General features: G+C 67.5%; 21 protein-coding genes and 1 pseudogene. 12 read left to right on the top strand and 10 right to left on the bottom strand.

What is annotated here, in order from left to right; translation table 11 throughout:
- Positions 1-2: 2 nt before the first annotated feature.
- Positions 3-212 carry a hypothetical protein gene (locus RT655_RS19115; protein WP_313540125.1) on the bottom strand — a complete coding sequence of 70 codons (210 nt, stop codon included), beginning with the start codon at positions 210-212 and terminating at the stop codon, positions 3-5.
- 114 nt (positions 213-326) lie between these two features.
- On the opposite strand from RT655_RS19115, the gene RT655_RS19110 reads away from it, so the two are divergent.
- Positions 327-1,061 carry an ABC transporter ATP-binding protein gene (locus RT655_RS19110; protein WP_313540123.1) on the top strand — a complete coding sequence of 245 codons (735 nt, stop codon included), beginning with the start codon at positions 327-329 and terminating at the stop codon, positions 1,059-1,061.
- A complete protein-coding gene (locus RT655_RS19105; protein ID WP_313540120.1) occupies positions 1,058-2,503 on the top strand; it encodes a hypothetical protein in 1,446 nt (481 codons plus the stop codon). Before RT655_RS19110 ends, RT655_RS19105 begins: the two co-directional genes overlap by 4 nt.
- Before the next feature lie 2 nt (positions 2,504-2,505).
- Here the strand turns inward: RT655_RS19105 and RT655_RS19100 are convergent, their stop codons facing one another.
- A complete protein-coding gene (locus RT655_RS19100; protein ID WP_313540117.1) occupies positions 2,506-3,057 on the bottom strand; it encodes a hypothetical protein in 552 nt (183 codons plus the stop codon).
- A gap of 243 nt (positions 3,058-3,300) precedes the next feature.
- Here RT655_RS19100 and RT655_RS19095 point away from each other — a divergent pair, with 243 nt between their 5' ends.
- The gene (locus RT655_RS19095; protein ID WP_313540115.1) at positions 3,301-4,299 is read left to right on the top strand and encodes a phosphatase PAP2 family protein; all 999 of its coding nucleotides are present in this window, start codon (positions 3,301-3,303) and stop codon (positions 4,297-4,299) included.
- A 145-nt stretch (positions 4,300-4,444) separates the two neighbouring features.
- On the opposite strand, the gene RT655_RS19090 is transcribed toward RT655_RS19095, so the two are convergent.
- From RT655_RS19090 to RT655_RS19070, 5 genes are all read right to left on the bottom strand, one after another.
- Positions 4,445-4,744 carry an RNA 2'-phosphotransferase gene (locus tag RT655_RS19090; protein ID WP_313540112.1) on the bottom strand — a complete coding sequence of 100 codons (300 nt, stop codon included), beginning with the start codon at positions 4,742-4,744 and terminating at the stop codon, positions 4,445-4,447.
- Between the two features lie 158 nt (positions 4,745-4,902).
- Entirely contained in the window at positions 4,903-5,256 is a 354-nt protein-coding gene (locus RT655_RS19085) for a response regulator (protein WP_313540111.1), read from the bottom strand.
- Positions 5,225-8,671 (bottom strand): CheR family methyltransferase, encoded by a 3,447-nt coding sequence (locus RT655_RS19080; protein ID WP_313540108.1) that lies wholly within the window; start codon positions 8,669-8,671, stop codon positions 5,225-5,227. Before RT655_RS19080 ends, RT655_RS19085 begins: the two co-directional genes overlap by 32 nt.
- Positions 8,668-9,225: a PAS domain-containing protein gene (locus RT655_RS19075; protein WP_313540105.1), complete on the bottom strand. Its 558-nt coding sequence runs from the start codon at positions 9,223-9,225 to the stop codon at positions 8,668-8,670. Before RT655_RS19075 ends, RT655_RS19080 begins: the two co-directional genes overlap by 4 nt.
- 136 nt (positions 9,226-9,361) lie before the next feature.
- Positions 9,362-11,254: an NPCBM/NEW2 domain-containing protein gene (locus RT655_RS19070; RefSeq protein WP_313540102.1), complete on the bottom strand. Its 1,893-nt coding sequence runs from the start codon at positions 11,252-11,254 to the stop codon at positions 9,362-9,364.
- A 115-nt stretch (positions 11,255-11,369) separates the two neighbouring features.
- Between RT655_RS19070 and RT655_RS19065 the strand changes: the two genes are divergently transcribed.
- Positions 11,370-12,896: a tryptophan halogenase family protein gene (locus RT655_RS19065; RefSeq protein ID WP_313540099.1), complete on the top strand. Its 1,527-nt coding sequence runs from the start codon at positions 11,370-11,372 to the stop codon at positions 12,894-12,896.
- Here RT655_RS19065 and RT655_RS19060 read toward each other — a convergent pair.
- Positions 12,893-14,257, bottom strand: coding sequence for a cation:proton antiporter (locus RT655_RS19060; RefSeq protein WP_313540096.1), 1,365 nt, complete (start codon positions 14,255-14,257; stop codon positions 12,893-12,895). The two genes, RT655_RS19065 and RT655_RS19060, sit on opposite strands and share 4 nt — an antisense overlap.
- Positions 14,258-14,447: 190 nt before the next feature.
- On the opposite strand from RT655_RS19060, the gene RT655_RS19055 reads away from it, so the two are divergent.
- Genes RT655_RS19055 through RT655_RS19045 form a run of 3 tightly spaced genes read left to right on the top strand, consistent with a single transcriptional unit; the run spans position 14,448 to position 15,456 of the window.
- Positions 14,448-14,666 carry a type II toxin-antitoxin system Phd/YefM family antitoxin gene (locus RT655_RS19055; RefSeq protein ID WP_313540093.1) on the top strand — a complete coding sequence of 73 codons (219 nt, stop codon included), beginning with the start codon at positions 14,448-14,450 and terminating at the stop codon, positions 14,664-14,666.
- Positions 14,667-15,155 carry a PIN domain-containing protein gene (locus RT655_RS19050; protein WP_313540090.1) on the top strand — a complete coding sequence of 163 codons (489 nt, stop codon included), beginning with the start codon at positions 14,667-14,669 and terminating at the stop codon, positions 15,153-15,155.
- Between the two features lie 52 nt (positions 15,156-15,207).
- Positions 15,208-15,456, top strand: coding sequence for a glutaredoxin domain-containing protein (locus RT655_RS19045; protein WP_313540087.1), 249 nt, complete (start codon positions 15,208-15,210; stop codon positions 15,454-15,456).
- Between the two features lie 34 nt (positions 15,457-15,490).
- On the opposite strand, the gene RT655_RS19040 is transcribed toward RT655_RS19045, so the two are convergent.
- The gene (locus RT655_RS19040; RefSeq protein WP_313540085.1) at positions 15,491-17,560 is read right to left on the bottom strand and encodes a M13-type metalloendopeptidase; all 2,070 of its coding nucleotides are present in this window, start codon (positions 17,558-17,560) and stop codon (positions 15,491-15,493) included.
- A 145-nt stretch (positions 17,561-17,705) separates the two neighbouring features.
- Between RT655_RS19040 and RT655_RS19035 the strand changes: the two genes are divergently transcribed.
- Complete coding sequence (locus RT655_RS19035; protein ID WP_313540229.1) at positions 17,706-18,095, top strand: nuclear transport factor 2 family protein; 390 nt, start codon at positions 17,706-17,708, stop codon at positions 18,093-18,095.
- A gap of 4 nt (positions 18,096-18,099) precedes the next feature.
- On the opposite strand, the gene RT655_RS19030 is transcribed toward RT655_RS19035, so the two are convergent.
- Complete coding sequence (locus RT655_RS19030; protein WP_313540082.1) at positions 18,100-19,044, bottom strand: NAD-dependent epimerase/dehydratase family protein; 945 nt, start codon at positions 19,042-19,044, stop codon at positions 18,100-18,102.
- 88 nt (positions 19,045-19,132) lie between these two features.
- Between RT655_RS19030 and RT655_RS19025 the strand changes: the two genes are divergently transcribed.
- From RT655_RS19025 to RT655_RS19010, 4 genes and pseudogenes are all read left to right on the top strand, one after another.
- On the top strand, positions 19,133-20,023 hold the full coding sequence (locus tag RT655_RS19025) for a LysR family transcriptional regulator (protein ID WP_313540079.1): 891 nt from the start codon (positions 19,133-19,135) through the stop codon (positions 20,021-20,023).
- A 77-nt stretch (positions 20,024-20,100) separates the two neighbouring features.
- Complete coding sequence (locus tag RT655_RS19020) at positions 20,101-20,262, top strand: hypothetical protein (RefSeq protein WP_313540076.1); 162 nt, start codon at positions 20,101-20,103, stop codon at positions 20,260-20,262.
- Between the two features lie 104 nt (positions 20,263-20,366).
- Positions 20,367-22,775, top strand: a complete 2,409-nt coding sequence (locus RT655_RS19015) for a TonB-dependent receptor (RefSeq protein ID WP_313540073.1) — start codon at positions 20,367-20,369, stop codon at positions 22,773-22,775.
- 39 nt (positions 22,776-22,814) lie between these two features.
- Positions 22,815-22,916, top strand: a pseudogene (locus RT655_RS19010) (glutathione S-transferase N-terminal domain-containing protein); the annotation flags it as partial.
- Between the last annotated feature and the right edge of the window lie 66 nt (positions 22,917-22,982).

The following is a 22,982-nucleotide window of genomic DNA, read 5'->3' as shown; positions in this document are numbered from 1 at the left end:
GCTTAACGACGGCTGCCGATCAGCGCGAGTTCGGCAACGCGCAAGCTCAGCTGGTCGGCGGCGGCAGGATCGGCCTCGCCCCAGGCGAAAGCAGGACGGGCATTGCCCAGATCCGCCCGCACGCGGCGCGCCACGCGCTCAAGTTCGTGCGGGGTGGGGGGGCGCCCTTCGGCGATGCAGGCGACCACTTCGGGCGCGATCGTGCTTGGCATTGCGAACATCCTTACCCCTCCCGGTACGTAGCGGAAGGTGGGGACGAACGAGCGCAGAAAAAGGTCCATAACGCATGCTTGCGACGAACCGCGCGGCCGCTAGGATCGGCGCCGATGTCCTCCCCAGCTCTTCGTATCACCGGCCTGCACAAGGCGTTCGGCAAGCCCGTCATCACCGGTCTCGACCTCACCGTCAGCGCGGGCCAGCTCTACGCCTTGCTCGGGCCAAATGGCGCCGGCAAGACGACGACGCTGCGCATGGCAGTGGGGCTGACCGAACCCGATTCCGGCAGCATCGAGATCTTCGGCGTCGACGCGCGGCGCGATCCGCAAGGGGCCAAGGCGATCACCGCCTGGCTGCCCGACGAGCCGATGCTCTACGACAAGCTGACCCCGGCCGAATATCTCGGGTTCGTCGCCGGGCTCTGGCGGATTCCGCCCGATCGCGCCGCGCCCGAGGCGGAGCGGCTGCTTCGCTGGCTGGAACTGTGGGAGGTGCGCGACACCCGCTGCGAGGGCTTCTCGCGCGGCATGCAGCAGAAGGTGGCGCTGGCCGGCGCGCTGATCCACGATCCCCAGCTGCTGATCCTCGACGAACCGCTGACCGGGCTCGACGCGGCGATGGCGCGATCGGTGAAGGACGCGCTGCGCGCCGCGGTCGACCAGGGCAAGACGGTGATCGTGACCACCCATATCCTCGAAGTCGCCGAGCGGCTGGCCGACCGGATCGGCATCATCGCCGGCGGTAGGCTGCTGGCGGAGGGCACGCTGGAGGAACTGCGCGCGCTCGCCGGAACGGACGAGGCGACGCTGGAGGATACCTTCATCCGCCTGACGAGCCGCCCGTGATCGGCTGGACGATGCGGCGGCTGCCGCCGGGGAGCCTCGTCTGGCTGACGCTGCATGAGTTGCGCGGCAACCTGCGGGCGACGGGGCGCAGCAAACTTGGCCAGGTCGTGCTCGTGCTGGTGCTGCTCGGCTATACCGGGCTGGGCGTCGGGCTCGGGCTGCTGCTCGCCGACGAGCATTGGCAGGCGGGGCCGCTCGCCTGGCTGATCGCGTTGATCGCCGCGATCCTGCTCTTTACCTTCATGACCACCCAGGCGCTGCTCGCCAGCCAGCGGACCTTGTACGAGGCGGGCGATCTCGACCTGCTCTTCTCCGCCCCGCTCGATCCGCGCACCGTGGTCTCGGCCAAGCTTCTGGGAATCGCGGGCGGGGTGATGCTCACCTTCTCGATCTTCCTGCTGCCGATCCTGCTGCCGGTGGCACTGCTCGGCCATCCCGAGCTGCTCGGCGCGCTGGCGCTGCTGGTGGCGCTGGCCTTGACGGCGGCGTGCCTGGGGCTGGGGGTGACGCTGCTGCTCGCGCGGACGGTGGGGCCGCGGGCAGCGCGGACGCTGGGGCAGATCCTCGCGGCGCTGACCGGCGCGAGCGTGTTCCTCGCCAGCCAGCTCCTCAACCAGCACGACGATCGCCGCGAGTCCGGGATGATGCTGCTGTTCGATGCGCTTCGCAGCGCGGGCTATGGCAAGCGCGGACTGAGCAGCCTGCCGGGCCGCGCGGCGTTCGGCGAGCCGGTGGCGATGCTGGTACTGCTCGGCGGTGCACTGGTGCTGTTCGCGCTGGCCGGCTGGGGGATGCGGCATGCCTTCCTGCGCAGCTACCGGGCCGGCGGCGCGCGACCGGCGGCGAAGCGCGCGGCCAAGGGCGGGATCGCCCGGCATTTCCACCGCGGGCTGTTCGCGACGATCTTTGCCAAGGAGGTGCGGCTGCTGCTGCGCGACCCGGCGCTGATCTTCCAGGTGCTGCTCCGCATCGTCTATCTCGCGCCGATCCTGCTGGTCGCGTTTCGCGACAGCGGTTCGCTGCCGATGGCGCCGACACTGGCCTTCACCAGCGTGGTGATCGCCGGGCAATTGGTGTCGAGCCTCGCCTGGCTTGCCGCCTCTGCCGAGGATGCGCCGGACCTGCTCAAGGTCGCGCCCGTCGAGAGGGACGATCTCGATCTCGCCAAGCTGCTCGCGGCGATGGCGTTGGCCGCGCCGCTGGGCGCGCTGCTGCCGATTGCGATCGCGATGGAGACCATTCCCGGCGCATTGGTGACGTTGCTGTTCACCGCCGGGGCGGGCGGGGCGGTCGGCTATCTGGAGGTAGCGCATGCCCAGCCGGCACCGCGCTCGACCTTCCAGCGGCGGCAGAAGGGCGGGGGAATCGTCCGAAACCTGGTCGAGTTCGTGATCGCCATATTGCTCGGGCTCGTTGCCGGGGTGATCGTCTACTTCCTCTGACCTCACCCGCCGGGCTGGAGCGCGCGGCGGGCCTCTTCGGTCACGGCGTAAACGGCATGGCGCTGGGCGCCACGATTATGGTGGTCGACGCGAAAGCCCTGGTAATGCCGCCGCACGAGCCCGGCGCGGACCAGTTCGGACACCGCCCGGCTGACATTGGTACGGCCGGAGAGGCGGATACGGTGCTGCACCTCCGCCTCGATCGCGGCGCGTGCAGCCTCGGGGTCGGCAGGGAGCGTGCCCGCCTTCTCCAGTTCGGCCCGGGCCCGGGCGGCAAGCCCCAGCCGACGCGGGTCGCGGCGGGCGATCGGCGACAGCGCCTCGCTCAGCCAGTCGCGGACCGAGAGACGGCGGCCGTCGCGCTCGATCCACGGACCCGCCCAACCGGTGCGGTCGCTCGCCTGGGCGATCAGCTGGAGCACCATGAAGCTGTAGCGCGGCCGCTCGCACGTGGCGCTCAACCGGTCGAGCACCGCGGGCAGGTCCATGCCGGTGGGGGAGGCCGCATCCGGCCGAACGCGGGGGGCGGCGGCGAAGAGATCGGGCTGGAACATAGCAGGAATCTAAGCACATCGCGATTCGCCTGTGAATCCCCTCCGTGCACCCGCCCGCAATTGGACCAGCCATGGCACTTTGCCGTGCGGGGGAAACGGCCGGTCGTGGCACTCTACCTCCGGGCAAAGTGCCACAGGCGGCAGGGCGGTGAAGGGCTAGGCGCGGCGGCATCGCCGCGATAGGATCGGCCACGACGCGCGGACAGTGATGGCAGGCGGGTCGCTCCGCCCTCTCGACGAGCAATGCCTTTGACCGACCCGCACCGTTCTTCCACCCTTGTCGCGCCCGCGACCCTGCTCCCGGCGGCTTCCACCGATCCGAGCGTGGCCATCGGCTTCTCGGGCGGGCAGGTCCGCGGCGCGGTGATCGCCGCGGTGGCGGCCTGCATCATGCTGCTCTGGACGGCAGGGCTGCACATCGATCCCTTCGCGCGCAGCAACATCCCCTATTATGCGATCCTCGCTACCGCACCGCTGCTGCGGCTATGGTGCCTGCGCGATGGCCGCCGCTGGAGCCTCGTCCTTGCCCAGGTGGTGGAATATTACACGCTGTTCATGGCGCTCGCGCTTATCGGAGCGGTGAGCTCCTATCCGATCGCGGCGCTGAGCCAGGGCTTTGCCGATGCCGGCCTGCAGCGCGTGGACGAGCTGCTCCAGTTCGACTGGCTCGCCTGGTACCGTCTGGTCGCGGCGCATCGCTCGCTGCAGCTGCTCGGCATGGCAGCCTATCAGAGCATTTTCCTCACGCCGGCGCTGCTGCTGGGCTGGTTCGCGCTGGTGGGGCAGCGGCGCGAGGCGCATCGCTTTCTTGCGGCCTTTGCGATCGCCGCGGTGATGACGCTCACCATCTACAGCCAGATGCCTGCGGTGGGGCCCTTCTCGTATCTCTGGCATGGTCCGATCCCGTATATGCCGTTCAGCGAGTTGTGGCAGCCCGACCTGATCCCGGCGCTGCGCGACCATAGTCTGACGGTGGTGGATGTGGGCCAGCTGCGCGGACTGGTCTCGGCACCGAGCTTCCACGCCGCCTCTGCCACGCTCTACATTGCCGCCGCGCAGCGCTGCGGGCCCTTGCGCTGGTGGTTGACCGTGATCCCGTGCGCGATGCTGCTGTCGACCCCGGTGGAGGGCACGCACTATCTGATCGACCTGATCATGGGCGCCGGCGTTGCGCTGGTGGCCTGGTTCTTCGCGACGCTGCTCGTCCGCTGGCGCGTGCGGACGGCGTTCGCCGCGGGTTGATCCTTCCGACGCGTTAGGCGCGGGAGAGGAACGCCGACGGCACCGCTTCTACCAACCAGACACCGTTGCTCGACAACCGGAAGACAGCGCCTTGGCGTGCCATCTCTCCGGCAGCAATTTTAAGAACGACCGGCGCCCCGCGTCTCTAGCCGACGCGCGCGGCGGTCTCGACGTCGGCGGACAGATGCACATGGTGCCGCGCCATGGGCTTTAGCCCCTCCGCGAAGATCGCCTCCAGAGAGCGATCGACGGTGCCGTGATAGAGCGTCTCTGGCGGGGTAGCGATCGACCAGCCCAGGTCGACGCCGATGGAGTGCCCCTGTCTCGCGCGGATATGGGTGCCATCGGGGGAGAGTTCGAAACGCTGCTTCTCGCTGTCCGCCACCACCTGCTCTAGCAGGGCGGGGTCGGCGCCTTCCCGCGACAGCGACGCGCGCACGGACACGACACAGGCCTAGCCCGCCTCGTCCAGGGCGAGGTCTCCGGCTTCCGGCGCGTGTCGCAGTCAGTAGCATAGCAGCTTGGAGAGTTTCTGCGTCATCGGCGGCACATCTAAAGGCCCGCACCGCAACGGTCGAAAATTTCAGTAGCCGCGGCGCAACCTCAACCCGCGAACACATTCTCCACCGCGGCCCGAAGCGCACTCGGCGAGCAGGGCTTGGAGCAGACTACCGCCTGCGGATAGCGGTCGCGCAACGAGGTCGCGTCGGCATGGCCCGAGTGGAAGATGATCGGCACGCCCGCGTCGCGCAGCACATCGGCGGCGGGGAAGACCTCGCCGTCGGTCAGCCGTACGTCTAGAATCGCGCAGCCGGGAAGGTGGGTCGCCACCGCGGCCAGCGCCTCGGCAACCGAGACATAGGGGCCTTCCACCGCAAAGCCCGCCTCTTCCACTACGTCCTGTACGTCCAGCGCCACGAACAGCTCATCCTCGATGAGCATCACCGTCTTCGTCATTCGCAAGCACTTTCGCAGGCAGATGGATCTGGATGGCGAAGACATGGTCCTCCGCCGATCGGGTTACCGTCACGCCCAATTGGCGCGACGAGGTTTGTACCAAAATCGTGCCGAAACCAGTGCCCGATTCCACCGAAACGGGGCGCTTTCCGGTCTCGCGCCAGTCGAGCCGGACGCCATCGGACACCCGATCCCACGCGACGGCAAGTTCCCCGCCATTCGCACCGAGTGCCCCATATTTGACAGCGTTGGTCGCCCATTCGTGCAGCATCAACGCAAGCGGCGACAAAGAGGTCCGATGAATCTTCACCGCAGGACCATTTATTTCGATGGCGGCATGATCGCGATATGGTGCAAGCGTCGCCTCGACCAGTTCGGCGAGGTCGATCGACTGCAGTGCGCCGGCGGGCGCGGCGAGCGAGTGCGCGCGGCCGAGCGCGGCGATGCGCTCGCGCATGTCGTTGGCGAAGCGAATCACGTCGTCATGGCTGCGCGCGCCGGCGGAGATCATGCCGCTGACGATCGCGAACAGGTTCTTCACCCGGTGATTCATCTCGCGCAGCATCAGCTCGCGTGTTTCGGCGAGCGCGTATTCGGGGGTGACGTCGATCGACACGCCGACCAGTCGGCGTGGGCCGGAATCGTTCACCATGCGGCCGAAGGTCTTGATCCGACGGACCTGTTCGCCGTCGAGGATGCGGTAGCTGATCTCAAGGTCGCCACCCTCGGCGACCACTTGGGCGAGCTCGGCATCGAACCGCGCGCGGTCCTCCGGGTGCAGCCGGTCGAGCCGCGCTTCCGGATCGTTGAGCGCCATCCCTGCGGGGATGCCGAGCACCTCGCGGGCATGGTCGTCGACCACGGTTTCGCCAGTATCAACGCGATATTCCCACACCGCGATGCCGCCGGCGCGGATCGCCATGTCCAGCCGCTCGCGTTCGGCCGCCAGCGCGCGTTCGAGCGAGAGCGCGTCGGTGATGTCGGTCAGCACCAGCATCGCACCGTCGGTGGTGCCGTTCTGCGCGCGATAGGGCAGGGTGCGCATCGACAGCGTGCGGCTGCCGTCCAAGGTGGTCACCCGGCGCTGAAGCGGGCCTTCGCCGGCGATCACCGTACGGGCATCCGCGAGATAGTCGTTGCCCGACAGGCGGCTGGCGACATCGGCCAGCGGCCGGCCGCGATCGCTCGGCTGGAGCGGAAACAGCGCCGTCGCCGCTTCGGTGAAGCTGCGGATGCGCATGTCGGCATCGAGCACCACCACGGCGAGATCGGTCGATTCGAAGAAATTGCGCAGGTCCGAATTGGCGATGGTCAGCTGGTCGACCTTGCCCTTCAGCTCGTCATTGACCGTGGACAGCTCCTCGTTGGTCGACTGGAGCTCCTCGTTCATCGACATCATTTCTTCGTTGGAGCTTTTCAGCTCCTCGTTCGCGGTCTCCAGTTCCTCCACGGTGGTGCGCAGCCGGTGGCGGGTGACGCGCAGCTCGTCCTCGAGCGCATCGAGATGGTCGTCACCGGCGTCGAGCTCGGCGACATCCTCGTCGAGCGCGGGGCGGAAGGGCGCGGTCTCGCGGAAGACGAACAGCAAGGTGCCGTCGGGCATCGGATCGCAGACCACGTCGATCGTCTGTGCGCCATATTCGGAATCGACCGTGACGTCGCGCGCGACCACGCGCTTGCGCCGATCCCGCCCGGCGCGGAGCAGCGGCCCGAGCACGTTGCGCAGACCCGGGCGCGCCAGGCCGATCGCGCTGGATCCGCCGGTGCGAGTGACCGGGAAGTCGAAATAGCGGCCGAGCCGGCCATAGGCGGCGATGATCACGCCTTCCTGGTCGAGCACCAGGCTGGCCGGCGCATAGCGATCGATCAGGCGGCGAACCACGGCGGTTTCCTCGGCGCCGACGCGGCCCGCCTGGCGCTCGTGGCGGTCCTCGCGCGGGCTCCGGGCGCGCGAACTGCCCGGCAGGTCGATCGGGTAGTTGGGGGCGCCCGGCGAGCGCTGGAAGATGCGCGCCTGGCTGTCGAGCGCGGGGAACAAATGCTCGAACCGGCCGATCGTCTCCGAGGGGCCGAGGAACAGATAGCCCTCGGGCCGGATCGCATAATGGAGCAGCGGCATCACCGATTGCTGCAGGCGATCGTCGAAATAGATCAGCAAGTTGCGGCACGAGACCAGGTCGATCCGCGAGAAGGGCGGGTCCTTGACCAGGCTGTGGTTGGAGAAGCGGATCATGTCGCGGATCTGCGGCACGATCTGGAAGCGCTCGGTATGCGGCAGCGTGTAGCGCTCGCGCATCGCCGGCGGCAGGTCGAGCAGCGCGGAGGTGGGATAGACTCCCATCCGGGCGATCTGCAGCATCTGCTCGTCGATATCGGTCGCGAAGATCTGCACGCCGGTGGAGGGCAGCGCCAGCTTGCGCGCCGCCTCGGCGAACAGCATCGCGATGCTGTAGGCCTCCTCGCCCGAGGAGCAGCCGGGGATCCAGACGCGGATATCCTCCTCGCTGGTCCAGCTGCGCATCAGCGGCTCGACCACCTGGGTGCGCAGGCGATCGAACAGGTCAGCATCGCGGAAGAAGCGGGTGACGTTGATCAGCAGGTCGCGGAACAGCGCCTCGCATTCGTCGGAATCGGACTTGGCGCGCGCGAGATAGGTGCGGCCGTTGGTGATGCCGAGCACATGCATCCGCCGTTCGATCCGCCGGATCAGCGTGGTGCGCTTGTAGCCGGAGAAGTCGTGGCCGACGGCGGTACGGAGCACCTTGCACAGCTCGTCGACATGGTCGGCGACCAGCGATGCCTCTTCCTTCTGCTCGTCGCCGCCGGTGCGGTGGAAGAAGGCGTGGAGGCAATCGAGCATTTGCCCGGGGGCTTTGACGAAGTCGACCAGCCCGGTGCCGACCGCCGAGAGCGGCATGCCGTCATAGCGGGCACTTTGCGGCTCCTGCACCAGGCAGACGCCGCCATGTTCCTTCACCGCGCGCAGCCCGATCGTGCCGTCGGCACCGGTACCCGAGAGGATCACGCAGGCGGCATTGCCCTGCTGGTCGGCGGCAAGCGAAAGGAAGAAATCGTCGATCGGACGGCGCAAGCCCCGGGGCTGGGCGAAATCGGTCAGCTCCAGCGTGCCGCCGCGGATCGCAAGGCCATGGCCCGGCGGAATGATATAAACCTTGTCCGCCTCGATCTGCTCGCCGCCCTCGCACTGGAGCACTTCGAGGCTGGTCTGGCGGTCGAGCAACTGCGCCAGCATGCTCTCATGGTTGGGATCGAGATGCTGGACGATCACGAAGGCCATGCCGGTCGGCGCGCGGGCAGGCGCGAGCATTTCGCGCAGTGCCTCCAGCCCGCCGGCGGATGCGCCAATCCCGACGATCGGCAGCGTGGTCGTCTTGGCGTCGAACGGCGCGTTCACAGATAGCTGCTCGTATCGAGGTCGGAGAGCGTCATCTTCGCCTGCGCGATCGTGGCGGCGGTGTTGGCAATGGTGATCAGCGTGCCTTCCACCGCGATGCCGCTCTCAGCGACGACGGGCGCGAGTCGCGCAATCGTTTGCTCAAGCGCATTGTCATAGGCCGCAAGCCGCTCGGGCTGGGTGCGGCTGACGTCGAACTGCGAGGCGAAGATGTAGCGCACCTCGCCGCTGAGTGCGCGCAGCTTCGACATGTAGAGAAGGTTGACGAAGGGCGTCCCGTCCTTGCGGAAGTTGACGATCGCGGTGCGCACGCTGGTCTGTGCGTCGTCGTCGAGATAGGCGTGGATGCGCATCCGCGCTTCCCGATTGTCGCTGTCGCCCTGGAGAAAGCGGCAATTTTGACCGGCAATCTCGTTCGAGGCATAGCCGGTAAGATCGCGGAATCGCTGGTTGGTGAGCAGCAACGGATGGTCGCCGACCGCCTCCCCGAGCGACAGGGCGACGGGCGAGCTTTCGAAATACTCGCGAAGCGCGGGGGGGAGTGGCGGGGTCATGTCTGCTTGTGCCTCGATAGGGAAGCAGAACGACCTGTCCCGGAAACTGATCCAAGGTAGGCGTGATTCGGGCGCGAAACAACCCGAGTCAAAAGGTTTGCCCAACGGTAGCGCTTTGATTTCGAAGCCGTTCCGATCAACGATGGAAGGCGGCGTCGCCCCATGTGATCGGCAGTCGCTCGTTCACGGTATTGGCGGAGCGCGCCACCAGTTCAATCAGCTTTGCGCCCGCAATGTCGACGGCGAGCAGCTTGGCGCCGGTACCGCGCCGCATCGGGGCGGAGGTGGCGAGCAGGCGGCGGTCACCATAAATCTGGAAGGTAACGGCATGCGCGAGGTCCGTCGCGGAATCGTCGACGCCGACCGATACGGTAAGTTGGCGATAGCCGGGATTATGCACCTCGAGACGCGAATTGGCGAGCACGCCCAGCCCGGCGGCGAAGTGCTTGCCCGTCACCGCAAGCTCGCGGCCATAGGGCGTTGCATCGGCCTGCGCGCCGCCCCAGCCCGCGTAGAGCGGTCGCTGCCCGGCGCCGCGGGTGCCGCTCCAGGACACGACCGCGCGGTGGATGGTCGGGTCGGGCATCGGGGCGGTGACGCCATCCACCGCCGGGTTCACGCTGCCGGGCATTTCGGATAGATACAGCCCGTCGGCGAGCAGCCGCGCGCCCTTGGCGCGGAACACCAGCGTCTCATGGCCGGCAAGCTTGAACTTGGTTTCCTTGCGGAAGCTGGAAGTCTTGCCGCTCCAAAGATCGGTCAGCGCGATCGCCGCATCGTCGCGCAGCTTGAGGTGCTGCGCGGTGAGGATCGCCTCCATCGGCGCGGCGGTGCGGTTGAACAGCGCGACCGCCTTGTCGCCATTCGCCAGCGTCTTGACGAGGATCTGGAAATCGTCGCTGTCGAAGGCGAGCACGGCCTGGTTGCCGGCGGGATCCTGGTCGATCGCGATCAGCGCGGCATTGCCGAAAATGTCCATCAGCGATTGCGGCGTCGTGCGCAGGTCGGTGCCGATCAGCAGCGGCGCCGAGATCATCGCCCACAGCGCGAAGTGCGACCGCGCCTCGGTGAGGTGGTCGGCATCGAACTCGCCCTTGCCGATGAACAGCATGTCCGGGTCGTTCCACGAGCCCGGATGGGCGTAGAGCGGGCGCCGCGCGGCGGTGTCGAAATTGGTGAGCAGCCGCGTCCAGTGCGGGGTGATGTCGTCGCTGGTCCGCGAGATGTTGCCCACGTCCTTGGCCCAGCTGCGCACGTCCGCCGAGCCCCAGATGCACAGCGACAGGAGATAGTCCTGGTCCGGATCGGCGCGGACCAGCGCCGCCTTCACCTGCGCGAACATCGTGCGGACTGCCGGGATGTTCGAGCGGTTGACGCTGTCGAGGTCCAGGATCGGGGCGAGCGCACGGTAACGGCCGGCGCGGACCAGCGGGCTATCTTCACCGTACGCGCGCAGGCCGCAGCCGTCGATCTTGATGTAATCGAACCCCCATTCGCCGAAATAGAGTGCGATGTCCTGGTCGATATGGCCGTAGAGCCCGACCTCGCGTTCGAGCACGCTGCCGCGCGGCAGTTGGGGCTCGTTGGGGCCATAGGCCTGGGCACAGGTGTTGCGGCCGAGATCGGTGTAGATGCCGGCCTTGAGCCCCATCGCTCGGAGCCGATCGGTGAACGGCTTGAACGAGGTGGCGCCATCGGCGGTGCGGGCGGAGGGGAATTTGTCCGCGCGAACCAGCATCCGGCCGTCGGCGCGGCGATGGTCCCACCAGCCTTCGTCGAGGTTGACGTAGCGATAGCCCTTGGCAGCGAGCCCGGTGTCGACGATCTTCTGCGCCGAGGCGAGCACCTTCTCCTCGTCGACATCGGTCGCAAAGGCGTTCCAGCTGTTCCAGCCCATCGGCGGCGTCTGGGCGCGGCCATCGGTGTTGGCGGACCAGCGGCCGGTGGGGGCGAGCGGATCGCGCGGGGCGGCCTGGACGCTCGCCGATGCCAGCAGCAGCGCAATGCCTGCCAAGGTCTTGATCGCCATCCCGCTTCTCCCCGCGTTTATTTGTCTGACTAACCGGGGCGGGGGCGACGAGGCAAATGCTTTCGGCCGGTCTACGACCATTGCCCGCCACGCCGCCGCGCCCTAGCGTGGGGGCATGAATCCCATGCGGCGGATCCTGATCCTGGGCGGCGGCACCGCGGGCTGGCTCACCGCCGCCTATCTCGCCCGCTATCTCGATGTCGCGCATCAGCAGCGCTTCGCGATCACCTTGCTGGAATCCCCAGCGCTGGGGATCGTCGGGGTAGGCGAGGGAGGCTTCCCGACGATCCGCGAGACGCTGCAGTTCCTCGGCATCGACGAGCGCAGCTTCGTCCGCCAGGCGAGCGCCACCTTCAAGCAGGGCATCCGCTTCGACGACTGGCTGCACGCGCCGCAGCCCGATGGCACCCGCCACCGCTTCCTCCATCCGTTCGAGGCGCCGTTCCATAGCGAGGGCGCGGGACTGGTGCCCTATTGGCTGCTCCAGCCGGAAGCGCGACGTGCGCCCTTCGCCGAGGCAATGACGATCCAGAACCGCGTTGCGGCACACGGCCGGGCGCCAAAGCGCGCGGAAGATGCGGGGTTCGGCGGGCCGCTCACCTATGCCTATCATTTCGATGCGGTGCGGCTGGCGCGTCTGCTGCGCGACCGGGCAATTGAACTGGGTGTGACACATCTGGAGGGCGAGGTCTTCTCCGCCCATACCGATGCCGAGGGCGCGATCGACCGGATCGAGACGCGCGAACATGGCAGCCTCACCGCCGACCTGTATATCGACTGCTCGGGGTTTGAGGCGGCGCTGGTAGGCAAGACGCTGGGCACTCCCTTCACCTCGGTGCGCCACCAGCTGTTCACCGACCGCGCGCTCGCCTGCAAGCTGCCCTATGCCGATCCCGAGGCGCCGATCGCGACCACCACCGTCGCCGCCGCGCATGAGGGCGGCTGGACCTGGGACATCGGCCTCCAGCATGCGCGCGGCATCGGCTGCGTTTATTCCTCGGCGCACCTCGACGACGACCGCGCGGCCGACATCCTCGACGCGCACCTTGGCGGCGCACCGCACCAAGCGCGGCTGATCAAGTTCGAGCCCGGCTATCGCCGCACGCCCTGGGTGAAAAACTGCGTTGCGGTGGGGCTATCGGGCGGCTTCCTCGAGCCGCTGGAGGCGACCGGCGTGGTGCTGATCGAAGCTGCCGCGGCAATGATCGCCGAGTTGTTCCCGCATGCCGGCCCCGTCGATGCACCCGCCGCGCGGTTCAACGCGCTGATGACGGCGCGCTACGAGCGGATCGTCGACTTCCTCAAGCTGCATTACTGCCTCAGCCGCCGCGGGGAGCCCTTCTGGCGCGACAACCGCGATCCGGCGTCGATCCCGGACACGCTGCGGGCGCTGCTCGAGCAATGGCGCCACCGGCCGCCGAGCCGGTTCGACTTCCTGCTCGACGTCGAGAGCTTCGCCTTCTTCAATTACCAGTACATCCTCTACGGGATGGACTTCTGCACCGACCTGTCCGGCGCGCGTGAGGGCTTCCCGCATGCGGAGGCCGCCGCGCGCCAGTTCGCCCGCATCCGCGGCTTTGGCGAGCAGGCGGTGGCGGACCTGCCCACGCATCGCGAGCTGATCCGCCAAATGGCCGGCTAGACCGTCGCGAGCTGGCCGTCGATCGCGTCCAGCTCGCCGCTCGCCCGTGCCTTGCGGCCATAGACCGCCTCGAACAGCGGGGTGGCCATGACGGTGGTGACGATCGCCATCAGCACCAGCATCGAGAACAGAGTCGGGCCGATGATGCCCTTCTGCAGGCCGATATTGATGATGATCAGCTCCATCAGCCCGCGCGAGTTCATCAACGCGCCGATGCCGAGCGCGGTGCGGTTGTCCTCGCCGGCCATGCGCGCCGCCGCCCAACAGGCGCCGAACTTGGCGAGCACCGAGACCGCGAGGATGCCGAGCGCGATCAGCAGCAGCGACGGCGAGTTGACCATGTCCATCCGCGTGTTGAGCCCCGAATAGGTGAAGAACATCGGCAGCAGCAGCACCACGGCGAGTGGCTCGACCTTGCGCTTGAGCTCCTCGACGAACAGCCCGCGGGGCATGCACACGCCCATCAGGAAGCCGCCGAAGATCGCATGGATGCCGATCGCGTCCATGAAGAAGGCGGACATGCAGAACAGCATCATCGTCACCGCGAGCACACCGCTCGTCATTTCGCCACGCGCCTCGACGATCCGGCCGAGCGGCGCGAGCAGGCGCCGGCCGAAGACCAGCATGAACCCGGTGTAGAGCACTGCCCCGCCGATCGCGAGCACCGCCACTCCGGGGCCTGCGCCGAAGGTCGCCAGCACCAGCGCCAGCACGCACCACGAGGCGGCATCGTCGAACGCGCCGGCGGTGAGCGACAGCGTGCCGAGCGCCGAATTGGCGAGGCCGCGCTCGTTGATGATCCGGGCGAGCATCGGGAAGGCGGTCAGCGCGATGCAGGCGCCCATGAACAAAGTCGCATTGGCCTGGCTGATCCCGGCGGTGAACAGCCCCGGCACGGTGAGCAGATAGGGCGTGATCAGCGCGGCGAGCAGGAACGGCGCGGCGATTCCGGCGGCGGAGACACCCGCCGCGCTCTTCGCCTTGGACTGGAAATGATCGAGCCGCAGCGTCAGCCCGACCATGAACATGTACAGCCCGACGCCGAGCTGCGCGCCAGCATAGAGGACGTTGCGCGTCTCCTTGGGGAAGATCGCGAGCTGCAGATCGGGGAAGAAGAGCCCGAGCAGCGAGGGGCCCAGCACCACGCCCGCGATCATTTCGCCGACCACCTGGGGCTGCTTCAGGAACTTCTGCCCCGCCCAGCCAACCACGCGGCAGGCGAGCAGGATGATCGCGAGCTGCAGGAAGAAATGGATGCTGAAGTCGCCGGGCGCATAGGTCTTGGCGGCGTGCACCGCCGGGCCGTGCGGATTGAGGACGTCGGTCAGCGCATGCCAGGCGCCGGTCAGCAGCTCGTTCATTCGGTCAGATCCCCTCGTGCGCCCGACATCTGCTGCATCGGCGCGAGACCGTAGGAAGCTCGCTCCGCAGCGATGGGCAAGGGCCGATCGGCATGTGTCCTGCATTTTTCCAAAGGCACCCGTCGAAGTGTTGCCGAGGTTCCACAAGGTAGGTACGTACCTACACCTGAGAGGTGTCTGGGGGCCGAGAATGAAGGTGGTCAGCAGCCGCGAATTCAACCAGGACGTCAGCGCGGCGAAGCGATTCGCCCGCACCGAGCCGGTGTTCATCACCGATCGGGGCAAACCCACCCATGTACTGATGAGCATCGCCAGCTTCCGTGCCTTTACCGGCGAGCGCGAGAGCATCGTCGACGCACTGGCGGCGGCCGAGCCTTTCGAGATCGACGCCCAGTCGGGACGCTGGTGAATGTACCTGCTCGACACCGCCGTGTTGCTCGACCTGCGCAAGGCACGCGCCGGCACCGCCGATCCGCGACTGGCAGCGTGGGCAAGCGGGGTGCCGCGCGAGCAGCTGTTCGTCTCGGTGCTGGCCCTGGCCGAAATTGAGGCGCAGGCGGCGAAGGCACCGCGCGGCGACGGCGCGACTGCGCTGCGGCGCTGGATCGACGACCAGCTGGTGCCCGCGTTCGGCGCGCATCTGCTTCCAGTCGACACCGCGGTGGCGCGGCGGCGCGGGCAAGTGGCGCTGCCGAGCGATCGGCATGCGCTGGTCGCCGCCACTGCGCTCGAACATGCGCTGACGCTGGTGACCTATGACGCCGCCGCCTATCGCGGGGTGCGGCTCAAGCTGTTCGATCCGCGCCGCTACGATCCCGACGAAGCGGTGGACGACTGGCGTGCCGCCGCCGCGCGCAGCGGCCCGGTCTGGTTCCGCAATCTCTTCCTGCGCAGCTAACGCGCTGCAACCGGCGCGCCGCCCAAGCATTTGTCTGCCAAGGAGAAACGCCATGGCCGATGACAAGCAAGCAACGCTCTACCGCATGGTGCTACCCGACCATGTCTGTCCGTTCGGCGTCCGCGCCCGCGAACTGCTGCTTGAGCGCGGCTATGACATCGACGACCGGGTGCTGCGCACGCGTGACGAGGTCGAGGCGGTGAAGGACGAGTTCGGCGTCGCCACCACCCCGGTGATCTTCCTCGGCGAGGAGCGGTTCGACGGCGCCGACGCGCTCGCACACGCGTTGGCCAGCCGCTAGGCGCCCCATATGAGGGGCACCTAGCGGCGGGGACTTACCAGATCCGCACGCGGTCTGCGGGCGCGACATATTGCTTCTGCTCGGGCGTGATGTTCCACGCCGCATACCAGGCGTCGACATTGCGCAGCGGGTTCACCGCACGGATCTGCCCCGGCGAGTGGGGATCGCTGACCAGCTGCTGGCGCAGCGCCTCGTTGCGGAACAAGGTGCGCCACACCTGGCCCCAGCCGAGGAAGAAGCGCTGGTCGCCGGTGAAGCCGTCGAGCACCGGTGCCGGCTTGCCGCCAAGCGAGGCGTGATAGGCATCGAGCGCGATCATCACGCCGCCGAGATCGCCGATATTCTCACCCATCGAGGCGCGACCGTTGATGTGGAGGCCGGGCAGCCCCTCGAAGCTATAGGCCTCGTACTGGGCACCCAGCCGCACCGCCTGCGCCTCGAACTTGGTCGCATCTTCCGCGGTCCACCAGTCGCGCAGCACGCCGTTGCCGTCGGACTTGCGCCCCTGGTCGTCGAAGCCATGGCTGATCTCGTGGCCGATCACCCCGCCGATGCCGCCATAATTGACCGCGTCATCGGCCTTGGGATCGAAGAAGGGCGGCTGCAGGATCGCCGCCGGGAACACGATCTCGTTCTTGACCGAGTTATAATAGGCGTTGACCGTCTGCGGCGTCATGCCCCACTCGGCCTTGTCGACCGGGCCACCCAGCCGGTTGCGGCGATAGTCCCATTCGAACTTGCTCGCGCGCTCGGCATTGCCGACCAGGTCTCCCGGGCGGACCTCCAGCGCCGTGTAGTCGCGCCACTTGCTCGGATAGCCCACCTTGACGGTGAAGCCCTGCAACTTGGCGAGCGCCTGCTCTTTGGTCGCCGGGCTCATCCAGGCCAGGTTCTTGATGCGGCCGGCGAGCGCGACGCGGAGATTGCCGACCAGCACGTCCATCTTGGCCTTGCTCTCGGGCGGGAAGTACAGCGCGACATAGTCGCGGCCGACGCCTTCGCCGATCGCGCGCTCGGTGAAGGAGACCGCGCGCTTCCAGCGATCGCGCTCCTTGGGCTGACCGTTGAGGAAGCGGGCGCGGAAGTCGAACTGCGCATCGGAGAATCGCTTCGACAGCAGCGGCGAAATGTCGTCGGCGATACGGAAAGCCTGCCAGGCCTTGAGCGTTTCCAGATCGGTATCGGCGAAGACCTGCGCGATCTTCGGCACCGCGCTGTTCTGCGCGACGATCACCCGGCTCGCCTTGGTCAGGCCCGCGGCCGCCCAGAACGGATCCCATGCGAAGCCCGGCGCCTGCGCCTTGAGCTCGGCCACGGTGACGGGATTGTAGGTCTTGTCGCGATCGCGGCTCTGCGCGCGGGTCCAGTGCGCCTCGGCGATGCGCGTCTCCATCGCGACGACCTTGTCGGCAGCGGCCGCGGCGTCGGGCCAGCCCGCCATGCCGAGCAGCTGCGCGACATATTGGCGGTAGCGCGCGACTTGCGGCGCGAACTTCGGATCGAGATAGAGGTCGCGATCGCCGAGGCCCAGGCCGCCCTGGCGCAGGTACAGCGCATAGGTATCGGGCTGCTTGGCATCGTCGCTCACGCCGACGCCGAAGAAGCTGGCGCCGAACCCGGCCATCGATGCACCCATTTCCGCGGCAAGCGCTGCCTTGGTCTTCGCCGCCTTGACCGGTGCGAGGCGCTGGGTAAGCGGCTGCGCATCGAGCTTCTCGATCGCGGCTTCGTCCATATAGCCGCGATACAGCGTCGCAGCCTTGCGGCGATCGGGGTTGACGGTGTCGGTGGGGCTATAGCCTTCGATCAGGCCGCGCAGCCGCATCTCGGACAGGTCGCGCAGCACGATGAACGCGCCGAACGAGGAGCGATCGTCGGGGATCTTGGTACGATCGGTCCAGGCGCCGTTGACGAAGCGATACCAGTCGTCGCCCGGCTTCACGCTGCGATCCATGCCCGCAAGGTCGAAGCCCCAACTGCCATAGCGGGTTGCTTCCGCGCTCGGCGCGGCGGGGGCCGTTTGCTGCGGCTTGCGGCTGAGCGCGGGGGCAGCAATCGCCGCGATCGACAGGGTAGAGGCCAGAAGGACGTGCTTCAGCGTCAAGGAAAGTCTCCAATTCAGTCGGTTAGCCGACGATTAACGCTAGTCTACACGGTGGCGGGCGGCTGGCAATCCGTCGCGGCTGATTGGCGGTTGGACGCATGCGTCAGGCTTGCCGATCGTGCGGGCGGCGGTAGAGCAGGCGGCGATGCAGACCTCGCCCGAACTCGCCATCCGCATGGCCCGCGCCGCATTCAACCGCGCGCTGGCAGCGGCGGACCTCGCTGCGATCGGGCCACTGCTCGCGCCCGACGTGGTGCTGGTCGCCGGGACGGACAGCGCGGTGATAACCGGGCGCAAGGCCCAGCTCGCGGCATGGAAGCGCGAGTTCGCCGCGCGCGACCGTAGCGTCTACAGCCGGATCCCGGAGACGGTGCTCGTCTCGCCTGTCGTCCCGATCGCGTTCGAGCATGGCCAGTGGCAGGGTGTGGCGGCCGCGGACGGGACTGTGCAGGCGCGGGGCAGCTATACCGCCAAGTGGCGCGAGATCGGTGGCGCTTGGTTGATCGAAGCCGAGCTCTATCTCACCCTCGGCTGAACGCCTACCGGCAGCCGAGACCCGTGAGCGTTGCCGCCACGGCTTCGACAAGCGGCGTCCGGGGCTCGGCGCCGAGCGTGGCGACCAGCCGCGCGTTGCGGAGCCGGATCGGCTGCTGCCACAGATAGCGCATCTCCATCAGCTCGCGCGGCGTTGTCATCGCCAGCGCGGCGAGGCGGAGCTGCCACCAGGGCAGGGGGCGGATCGGCACCGCCGGATCGCTGAGCACGCGCGCGATCGTCTCCGCCATCTGCCGCCCGTCCGTGTCCCAATGGCCGTCCATGTGGAAGCGGGCGAAGGCGGGCAAGGCAGGTTGGTCGAGCAGCTGCGCCATCGTCTCGGCGACATCGGGCAGATAGGCCCATTGATGGCCGATGCCGCGCTTGCCTGGGGTGCGGATCACGCGGGGCCGGGCGCCGGGGTTCACCATCGCCTGGCCGAACCAGTTATTTGCCGCACCGGGCCCGAAATAGTCCCCTGCGCGGACGATCAACGCCTTGGCCGCGCCCTGCTCGGCCGCGCAGCGCAGCCGTTCCTCAAGCGCGACGCGGATCGCGCCCTTCCGGGTTCGCGGGTGCTGGGGCGCGTCCTCGTCGATCACCGGGAAGGTGTCGGGTCCATAATTGTAGACAGTGCCTGGCAGCACGATCCGCGCGCCGGTGGTTCGTGCAGCGGCGATGCTGTTGTCGATCATCGGCAGTACCAGATCTGCCCAGTTGCGATAACCGGGCGGGTTCACCGCATGGACGATCACCTCGGCGTTCTGCGCGGCCGCCAGCACTGCCTCGGCATCCATGGCGTCGCCGATGATCTGCTCGCAGCCTTCGAGAAGCGGCGAGGCGCGGCGGGTCAATGCCTTCACACGCCAGCCGCCGGCACGCAGCCGCTCGCGCATCGCGCCGCCGATGCCGCCGGTTGCGCCCAGGATCAGTGCCGTTTTTTCGGTCATGCATACCTCCATCGTTCGGGAGGCCTTGTCGATGGTCGAGCCTGCAACGAAAATTGCGCAAAACCGACTAGCCGCTATACAAAAATAGATGAGTACTGAGCCAAGTTGGGACGTCTATCGAAGCTTTGCCGCTGTATTGCACAGCGGTTCGCTCTCGGCCGCGGCGCGCGCGCTGGGCATGACCCAGCCGAGTATCGCCCGGCATATCGACATGCTGGAGCGCGCGATCGGCGGCCGCCTGTTCGTTCGCTCGCAACGCGGGCTGTCGCCGACGGATCTGGCTCTGGCGCTGCATCCCCATGCCGAGGCGCTGGTTGCCGCCGCCGCCGCGCTCCGGCGAACGGCGCAGGGGCGGCCGGACCAACCCGAGGGTGTGGTGCGGATCAGTGCCAGCCAGGCCGTGGGGGTGCTGCACCTGCCCGCCATCTTGGCGCAGCTCCGCCAAACCTATCCGGGCCTGATCTTCGAGCTGTCGCTGTCCGATGCGGTGGACGACCTGCTCCAGCGTCGCGCTGACATCGCGGTGCGGATGACCGAGCCGAAGCAGCAGGCGCTGGTGGCGCGGCCGGTCGGATCGCTGCGGCTCGGCTTCCATGCGCATCGCGATTATCTCGCCCGGCGGGGCATTCCCGCCGAGGTCGCGGATCTGCGCGCGCACGACCTGATCGGCTTCGATACCGAAACGCCCTTCATCCGCACGGCAATGCGCCATCTGCCGGGCTTCGACCGATCCGCGTTCGCACTCCGTGTCGACAACGACGCTGCGCAATTCGAGGCGATCCGCGCCGGCTTCGGAATCGGGATCTGCCAGACCGTGGCAGCACGACGAGACCCTGCGCTGATTCATATCCTGCGAGACGCGTTCGATCTGCCGCTGCGGATGTGGGTGGTGATGCACGAGGATCTTCGCCATGGTGATCGCTACCGCGTGGTATTTGACGCACTGGCGAAGGCCCTCGGCGCCATCGCCGAACGCTGAGGAACGAAAGGCGCCCGGCATCTGTTGACGCCATACCTCCGCCCCTATGGGACGCGCTGCCGTCCGGGAGACGCCCTTTGCCGAGTTCCCGCGCCTTTTTCGAACGCCGTGCCCAGGAAGAGCGCGCCCGTGCCGCGTCGTGCGGCAACCCGGTCGTCGCCGCTGCGTTTCGCCGGCGCGCAGAAGCGTTCCAGCACCGCGCCAACGCCCAGTTCGAGGACGTCCTCGACCTGCGATAACCTGCCGCGCGCTGCGTTTCTGCCCCCCAATCTTTTCTTTCCTGCATTCCCATTCCGAAGATGGGAAATCGCTCGCCGACAAGAATGAGATCAAGGGGAAGACCATGCGTATCCTACGCCACGCGCTGCTGCTCGCAGCCTCCACCGCCGCATTGACTGCCGGTGCTGCACAAGCGCAGCAGACCGGCGCTGAACCGCAAGTCGATGCCGCAACGAGTGGCGGCGGCGACGAAATCGTCGTCACCGGCACACGCAGCCAAGGCCGCTCCAGACTCGATACCGCATCGCCGGTCGACGTACTGAGCAGCGAGGCGCTGGGCCGCCAAGGCACGACCGAGTTGGGCGCCGCAGTCGCCGCCATCGCGCCCTCGATCGATTTCCCGCGCCCCGCGGCCACCGACGGTACCGATGCGATCCGCCCCGCGACGCTGCGCGGCCTCTCGCCCGACCAGGTGCTGGTGCTCGTCAACGGCGTGCGGGTGAACAGTTCTGCGCTGCTGAACATCAACGGTTCTGTCGGGCGCGGTTCGGCAGCGGTCGACCTCAACACCATCCCCACTGCGGCTCTCGAGCGGATCGAAGTGCTTCGCGACGGTGCGTCGGCGCAATATGGTTCGGATGCGATCGCCGGGGTGATCAACTTGCGGCTGCGCGAGGCGCGCTCCGGCGGCGCGGCTTCGGCGACCTATGGCATTTATCATACCGATATCGACACGGCGCGCGGCAGCCGCTCGACCACCGGCGAGCCGGCCTTCACCGCCTCGGTGTGGCAGGGCTTCGGGCTCGGCGAGGACGGGTTCGTCACGGTCACCGGCGAATATGTGAATCGCCAGGCAACCAACCGGGCCGATTTCGACCCGCGCGTCACGCCCACCCGCGTGACCGGGCGCTTCGGCGACCCGAAGGTCGAGCAGTATACCGGCACGATCAATGCCGGGAAGGGCATCGGCGGCGGCTGGAGCCTGTATGGCTGGGGCAGCTACCAGGATCGTGACACGCGCAGCGCCGCCTTCCCGCGGCTGGCCAGCGCTACCACCGCGCTCGCCGGCTATCCGGACGGCTTCCTCCCGATCATCAATACCAAGTCGACGAACGCCGTCGGCGCGGTGGGCGTGAAGGGCGATCTCGGCGACTGGGGCGTCGATCTCCACGCCGGCTATGGCCGCAACAAGATCGCCTACCGCACGCGCAATTCCGCCAACTATGCCTATGGCGCAGCCACGCCCAAGAATTTCTACGACGGCGCGTTGATCTTCGATCAGTGGGTGGCGGGCCTCGACGTACGTCGCAAGTTCGATGTGCTCCAGTCGCTCAACCTCGCGTTCGGTGCGGAAGGGCGGCGCGAGGGCTACAAGATCACGCCGGGCGAGCCGGCTTCCTATGATGCGCCGGTCTCGGGTGCGGTCGTCGGCGCGTCGCCGGGCGCGCAGGGCTTTGGCGGCTTCGCGCCGGTCAACGCGATCAAGCGCTCGCGGCGCAGCGTCTCGGGCTATCTCGACCTCGAAGCGCAGGTGACGCAGGCGTTCCTCGTCGACATCGCGGTGCGCGGCGAGCATTATTCGGACTTTGGCGACACCGCCAATGGCAAGCTCTCGGCGCGCTACGACGTGGCACCATGGTTCGCTCTGCGCGGTACCATCTCCACCGGCTTTCGCGCACCGAGCCTGCAGCAGCAATATTTCACGTCCGTGGCGCAGGTCGTCCAGAACGGCACGCCGATCCTGACCGGCACCTTCCCCTCGACCGCGCCGGTGGCGGCGGCGCTGGGCGGCCTTGCGCTTCGGCCCGAGAAGTCGACCAACCTCTCGGTCGGCACGGTGATCCGCGCGGGCGGCTTCGACCTCAGCGTCGATGCCTATGAGATCCGTCTGCGCGACCAGCTCGGCCTGTCCGAAAATATCCAGGCGAGCTTCAGCCCGCAGGTCGCGGCGATCCTCAACCCGTTCAACGTGCCGTCGGCGCGCTTCTTCATCAACGGCCTGCGCTCGCGGACGCGCGGCATCGACGCCGTGGCGCATTACCGGCTGGGCAATGCCGCCGATCCGGCGGGAGCGTTCGACTTCACGCTGGCCAGCAACGTCAACGAGATTGTGGTAACCCGCGTGCCGACCAATACCTCAACGGTGAACCCGGCGCCGGTGCTTTTCGCCCGAAGCCGCGTGCTGACGATCGAGCAGGGGACCCCGGGCGAGAAGGTGACCGGCACGATCGACTGGGCGAAGGGCCCGATGGGGCTCACGCTGCGCGGCACCTATTATGGCGACGTCAACCAGCCGGGCACCACGCCCGCGGCGGACATCCGCACGGGGCGGCACCTGATCAGCGATCTCGAGCTGCGCTACCAGCCGCGCAAGGGCGCCCAGATCGCGCTAGGCGCAAGCAACTTGTTCGACGTCTATCCCGACCGCTCGATTCCGGCGAACAATTCGACGGGGGTTGTGGGGTATCCTTATTATTCGCCGTTCGGGTTCAACGGACGCTATCTGTATGCCCGGCTCGGCGTGAACTGGTAAGGGTGCGATAATGCTTAATTCGGCGAGTACAAGTTGCTGATGACTGAGCCGGTTCTCTACAGTTTCCGTCGTTGCCCGTATGCAATGCGGGCGCGTCTAGCGCTCGCAGTAAGCGATTTCCCCTACGTTCTTCGCGAAGTCAGTGACGTGCTCCCCAAAACTCCTCCAGTTTGAGCTAGAGTCCTTCATTGAGGAGGACGGAGATGA

It is taken from the genome of Sphingomonas sp. (genome assembly GCF_032114135.1).
Classification (GTDB): domain Bacteria; phylum Pseudomonadota; class Alphaproteobacteria; order Sphingomonadales; family Sphingomonadaceae; genus Sphingomonas.
This window is presented reverse-complemented; position numbering and strand designations above follow the sequence as displayed.